The following is a 5,744-nucleotide window of genomic DNA, read 5'->3' as shown; positions in this document are numbered from 1 at the left end:
GATACTCACAGGGCAGTGCGGCACATTTTCCCCGAAGCTGTTAAAATGTCTGGGCAGTGTGAAAAAGGAATTTGAGGCTTTTGCCGACGAGAATGGAGAAAAACGGGACGATGGATCTATTTGAATATATGCGCAGCGCAAAAATGGAGAAGGAATCGCCCTTGGCTGCAAGGATGCGGCCCAAAACCCTGGATGAGGTGGTGGGCCAGGAGCATATCATAGGGAAGGACAAGCTGCTCTACCGGGCCATCAAGGCGGACAAGCTAAGCTCCGTGATTTTTTACGGGCCGCCCGGAACGGGAAAGACCACGCTGGCAAAGGTGATAGCCAATACCACCAGCGCGGAATTTACACAGATCAACGCCACCACGGCCGGGAAAAAGGATATGGAGGAGGTAGTGGCCAGGGCGAAGGAGCTGCAGGGGATGTACGGCAAAAGAACCATCCTTTTTGTGGATGAGATTCACCGTTTCAACAAAAGCCAGCAGGATTATCTTCTTCCCTTTGTGGAGGACGGCACCGTGATCCTGATCGGCGCAACCACGGAAAACCCATATTTTGAGGTAAACGGGGCGCTGCTTTCCAGATCAAATATCTTTGAGCTGAGGCCCATTCCCAGGGAAGGCATAAAGGAGCTTCTAAAAAAAGCTGTCTATGATGAAGAGAGGGGAATGGGAGCATACCGTGCCGTTATCGAGGATGACGCCCTGGATTTTCTGGCGGATATCTCTGGGGGAGACGCGAGGCATGCGTTAAATGCTGTGGAGCTTGGGGTGATAACAACTCCCAGAGAGGAAGACGGGAGGATCCATATCACGCTGGATGTGGCCCAGGAATGTATACAAAAGCGCGCCGTGAGGTATGATAAGAACGGAGACAATCATTATGATACCATATCGGCTTTTATCAAAAGTATGCGGGGCTCCGATCCGGATGCTGCGGTGTATTATCTTGCAAGAATGCTCTATGCGGGAGAAAGCGTTACCTTTATCGCCAGAAGGATTATGATCTGTGCGGCGGAGGATGTGGGAAATGCGGACCCTCAGGCGCTTGCGGTGGCAGTGAACGCTTCCCTGGCGGCAGAGCGGATTGGTATGCCGGAGGCACAGATCATTCTGGCCCAGGCGGCGGCATATGTGGCCTGTGCGCCCAAAAGCAATGCCAGCTGCCTTGCCATCTTTGAGGCTATGGAGGAGGTGGAGCGGACAGGCTCTCTGCCCATACCTGTACACCTTCAGGATGCTCATTATAAGGGAGCTGCCAGGCTGGGACATGGAACAGGCTATAAATATGCCCATGATTATCCAAATCATTATGTGGAGCAGCAATATCTGCCCTATGAGTTAAATGGGAAAGAGTTTTATCGTCCCACGGGCAACGGATATGAGGTGAAGATAAGAGAGCATATGAAGCGCATCCGCCGCCAGGCACATTCTTCTGAGGAAAAAAGCCATTAGGTATGGGACAGGAAGGAAGTGCCCTATGCAGAAAATTTTTATAAACGGAAACATATTGACCATGAGCGACAAATGTCCGAACCCGGAAGCTGTGCTGGTTGAGGGCAGGAACATTATCCGTGTGGGCAGCAGAAAAGAGGTGATGAAGGCGGCAGGAAGAAGGGCTGCAGTCATTGACCTGAAAGGACGAACTCTGATGCCGGGATTTTTTGACGCTCATGGTCATTTTATTTCTTATGCCTTTTCCCAGCTGAAATTCGTGGATCTGCGCTGTGTGCCTGTGGGGAAAATCAGGAATGTGGAGCAGATGATTCAAGCTCTTAAAAATTCTGATCAGGCCAGAAACAAAAAAGGGGTCATTGTGGGCTTTGGGTATGATGATACTCTTTCTGAGGATGGAAGAATGGCGGAGGCGGAGGACCTTGACAAGGTTTCCCGGACCAGGCCGGTCATCGTGATTCATGCCTCCTTCCATGTGGTCATGGCCAACACCAGGGCCATGGAGCTTACAGGTACAAATACCCCCGATTTTCACCCCCAGGGAGGTATCGTGCGCAGGAGAAATGGGAAGGCCATAGGAGTGTTTGAGGAGATGGCCGCTGCGGGAAAGCTCATAGAGCTGGCTTACGGTCTTTCTCCACGGGAAAGACTTTCTCTGACATGCCTCCCTATTGGAAAAGTCTGCGACGAGTATCTGCGTCAGGGGGTTACTGCAGTCTGTGAAGGCGCTGGGGGAAACCAGATGGCCTGGCTTGTGCAGCTTTGCATGAAAAGGGGACAGTTTCCGGCCAGGTATATTGTGTGTCCTTCTCTTACGAAGGAGGGAGAAGTGCCGCCCAGAATCAAAGGGGATCATATCATCAACGGGCCGGTAAAGCTCTTGATGGACGGAAGCATTCAGTGTTACACGGCGGCTCTGACAAAACCCTATTTTACTCCGGCTGCAGGACATGAGGATGAGAAGGATTATTGCGGCTACACACATATGAGTGTGGAGGAGCTTAGAGGAAAGCTGGAAACGATTTTGAATTCCAATCGTTCCTTTGCCATTCACAGCAATGGGGACAGGGCACTTGACAGGATTATAGAGGCTTTGGAGGGCTGTGAAAATTTATCCCGGAACAATTATAAGCGGAACCTGATTATACACTGCCAGACAGTGCGGGAGGACCAGCTGGATAAAATGAAAAAGCTCCATCTTTACCCTTCCTTTTTTCCGGCCCATATTTATGTGTGGGGAGACCGGCACTATGAAACCTTTTTGGGGCCGGAGAGGGCAGAGCGTCTTGACCCGGCAGGCAGCGCTGCTGCAAAAGGAATCCCCTTCAGCCTTCACAACGATGCCCCTGTGACGGATACAAGACCCCTGGAGGCTGTTTGGAATGCGGTGACAAGGAAAACCAGACAGGGGCGTATTTTGGGAGAGAGCCAGAAAATCAGCGTGGAGGAGGCGTTAAAGGCCGTTACCATTTATGCGGCCTTTCAATATAAGGTAGAAGATATTCTGGGAAGCATTGAAGAGGGGAAAAGGGCGGATCTGGTGATCCTTGATAAAAATCCTCTTACGGTAGAGGAAGATGAGCTTTTAAAGATCAAGGTACAGCGCGTCTGGATAGACGGCCGTCTGGCCTGGTCGGATGCTGTCCGCCGGGGAAAAAGGAAGAGAAAGAAGAAAAGAGCAGACTAAAAAAGCTGCTCTACCAGGTATTTATAAATCTGCTGATTTTTTTCCTGCCAGCTGTCACAGATGGCGGCGGCGGTCTCCTTTGAGGGCACAGACAAGGTGATCTCCACAAGTTTGATCTCTCTATCCTTTGCGATCAGATGTGCCTCATATTCCCCGGAGGTAGATTTATAATAGTCTCCCTGTACAGACACCTCGTTTCGCAGGGTAAATTCATTTTCCTGCAGATAGGCGTCTATCTCGCCCCGGATGCTGCTGTTAATGCGGTTTTCAAAAAAGCTCAGGGTATCTCTGCCGTCCTTTGTGAGAACCAGATGGGTGCGGTTCCCCACGGAACGAGTCTCTATCATGCCGGCGTCAGTGAGCTCGCCGATGGCCTGCTGCAGCGTCAGGAAGTTGGTGTATTCCTTCTCCAGAATAAAGTCGCTGACCTGAGCCATGGTGAGGGGGAAGCTTACGCGGTTCAGCATATAGAGCACAATCAATTTATATAAGGTAAGGGGTTCCTGTAACATGTTCATTTCCTCCTGAAAAATATTTTCCCTGCCAGAGTTCTTTTTCCTTCATGAGCCTGTGCAGGGAATTGAGCACATCTCTCTTGTGGCAGCTCCACCTGGGAGCTATGAGCGTATCCCGGGGGCCGTCCCCTGTCAGGCGGTGCACCACGATCCGGGGTGAGAGAATGGAAAGGCATCTGGCTGTCAATGAAAGATATTCTTCTTTTGTGAGAACAGAAAATGCGCCCTTTCTGTAAAGGGAAGCTAAATCTGTGTCCGCAAGCACATGAAGCAGCTGCAGCTTGACGCCGAAGGGGCGGACGTCATTCAGGTATCGGATGGTTTCCAGATTCTGTTCTTCGCTCTCCCCCGGCAGCCCGAGAATTACATGGACAATCACCGGAATCTGCAGACGGCAAAGCGATTCTAAGGCATCGTTGAAACAGGAAAGGGGATAGCCTCTGCGGATGAAAGCGGCAGTGGCCTCGTGAATGGTCTGAAGCCCCAGCTCCACCCAGATAAATTTTTCCGGAAAGCGTCCCCTTAACTCCTCTAAGAGAAGCAATACCTCCCTGGGAAGGCAGTCGGGACGGGTAGCTATAGAGATGCCGCAGACCAGGGGAGAGGAAAGGGCCTGTGTGTAGATTTGTCTCAGGTATTCTATGGGGCCATAGGTATTTGTGTAAGCTTGAAAATAAGCGATGAAATGCTGCCCTGTGTTTTTTTGGTGCAGCAGAGAAATCCCCTTTGCAAGCTGCTTTTCCACAGTTTCACCCAAAATGGATACGGCAAAGTCGCCGCTGCCGCCTTCGCTGCAGAAGATACAGCCCCGAGTGCCCAGGGTACCGTCCCTGTTGGGACAGGTCAAATGGGCATTCAGGGCAATTTTGTAGCATTTATGGCCAAAAGTATTTTTGCAGAAGGCATCCAGAGAATAGTAGGGCTTGCCGTACCAGTTTTGTGCCAGAGTATCCATAAATAAACCTCCTGCGCTTTGGAAAGCCTTTCACCGTTTGATGTGGGATTTGACAGCCTCTGCCACAAGCTGCACCACTCTTGGATCAAAGGCCTGGGGCATGATGTTGTCCTCGCTTAATTCCTCTGAGGGAACACAGGAAGCAATGGCCTGCGCGGCGGCAAGCTTCATTTCCTCCGTGATCTGCGCAGCACGGCCTTCTAAAGCGCCCTTGAAAATACCGGGAAAGGCGACCACATTGTTTACCTGATTGGGGAAATCGCTGCGGCCGGTGCCTACAATTCTGGCGCCGGCGGCCTTTGCCTCATCCGGCATGATTTCCGGTACGGGATTTGCCATGGCGAAGAGTATGGCATCCGGATTCATTTTGGCTACCATTTCCCCGGTTACGATACCGGGGGCAGAAACGCCTATAAAAATGTCGGCGCCCTTTAAGGCGTCTGCCAGAGATCCGGTCTCGTTGTTGAGATTGGTAACTTTGACCATTCTTTCCTGCATCCAGTTTAGATTTTCTGATTCTCTCGACAGGATTCCTGACTTGTCACATAGTATGATATCCGAAAAGCCGTAGGTGAGCAGCAGCCTTGCAATGGCAATGCCGGCGCTGCCTGCGCCGTTTATCACCACCCTGCAGTTCTCTTTTTTCTTGTCCACCACCTTCAGAGCGTTGATGATGCCCGCTAAAACCACGATAGCGGTGCCGTGCTGGTCGTCGTGAAACACGGGGATGTCCAGTGTCTCCTTCAGGCGCTCCTCGATTTCAAAGCAGCGGGGCGCGCTGATGTCCTCCAGATTGATGCCGCCAAAGCCAGGGGCCATCCAGGTCACCGCCTTGATGATCTCCTCAGTGTCCTGTGTATCCAGGCAGATGGGCACTGCGTTGACGCCGCCGAATTCCTTAAATAGCACCGCCTTTCCCTCCATTACGGGCATTGCGGCGTAGGGACCGATGTTGCCAAGGCCCAGCACGGCGCTTCCATCGGAGACTACGGCCACGGTATTTGCCTTCATTGTATACCGATAGGCGGCATCCCGGTCTTTGGCGATTACCTTACAGGGCTGTGCAACTCCGGGGGTGTAGGCAATGGCCAGATCCTCCCTGGATTTTACAGGAGCTTTGGCAACGGTCT

General features: G+C 51.7%; 5 protein-coding genes. 2 read left to right on the top strand and 3 right to left on the bottom strand.

Annotated elements, in window-relative coordinates; all coding sequences use genetic code 11:
• Positions 1-110 precede the first annotated feature (110 nt).
• Together AC1WIP_RS10370 and AC1WIP_RS10365 are read left to right on the top strand one after the other, a co-directional pair.
• Positions 111-1,457 carry a replication-associated recombination protein A gene (locus tag AC1WIP_RS10370; RefSeq protein WP_481141757.1) on the top strand — a complete coding sequence of 449 codons (1,347 nt, stop codon included), beginning with the start codon at positions 111-113 and terminating at the stop codon, positions 1,455-1,457.
• A 25-nt stretch (positions 1,458-1,482) separates the two neighbouring features.
• Positions 1,483-3,144 carry an amidohydrolase gene (locus tag AC1WIP_RS10365; RefSeq protein ID WP_481141756.1) on the top strand — a complete coding sequence of 554 codons (1,662 nt, stop codon included), beginning with the start codon at positions 1,483-1,485 and terminating at the stop codon, positions 3,142-3,144.
• Here AC1WIP_RS10365 and AC1WIP_RS10360 read toward each other — a convergent pair.
• The 3 genes from AC1WIP_RS10360 to AC1WIP_RS10350 form a co-directional block, all read right to left on the bottom strand.
• The gene (locus AC1WIP_RS10360) at positions 3,141-3,656 is read right to left on the bottom strand and encodes a DUF4364 family protein (protein ID WP_481141755.1); all 516 of its coding nucleotides are present in this window, start codon (positions 3,654-3,656) and stop codon (positions 3,141-3,143) included. The genes AC1WIP_RS10365 and AC1WIP_RS10360 overlap by 4 nt on opposite strands.
• Positions 3,628-4,614 carry a tRNA modification radical SAM protein MnmL/YtqA gene (gene mnmL / locus AC1WIP_RS10355; protein ID WP_481141754.1) on the bottom strand — a complete coding sequence of 329 codons (987 nt, stop codon included), beginning with the start codon at positions 4,612-4,614 and terminating at the stop codon, positions 3,628-3,630. The genes AC1WIP_RS10360 and mnmL overlap by 29 nt, the downstream gene beginning before the upstream one ends.
• Positions 4,615-4,644: 30 nt before the next feature.
• Positions 4,645-5,744, bottom strand: a 1,100-nt coding sequence (locus AC1WIP_RS10350) for an NAD(P)-dependent malic enzyme (protein ID WP_481141753.1), incomplete at its 5' end; no start/stop codon positions are given.

The organism is Acetatifactor sp. (assembly GCF_982438285.1).
The sequence above is the reverse complement of the archived record's forward strand: the minus strand, read 5'-3'. Positions and strand labels throughout refer to the sequence as shown.

Bases quoted from the DNA above. Each gene is read 5' to 3' on its own strand.
- mnmL (WP_481141754.1), bottom strand. From the start codon at position 4,614: ATGGATACTCTGGCACAAAACTGGTACGGCAAGCCCTACTATTCTCTG.
- AC1WIP_RS10370 (WP_481141757.1), top strand. From the start codon at position 111: ATGGATCTATTTGAATATATGCGCAGCGCAAAAATGGAGAAGGAATCG.
- AC1WIP_RS10365 (WP_481141756.1), top strand. From the start codon at position 1,483: ATGCAGAAAATTTTTATAAACGGAAACATATTGACCATGAGCGACAAA.
- AC1WIP_RS10360 (WP_481141755.1), bottom strand. From the start codon at position 3,656: ATGTTACAGGAACCCCTTACCTTATATAAATTGATTGTGCTCTATATG.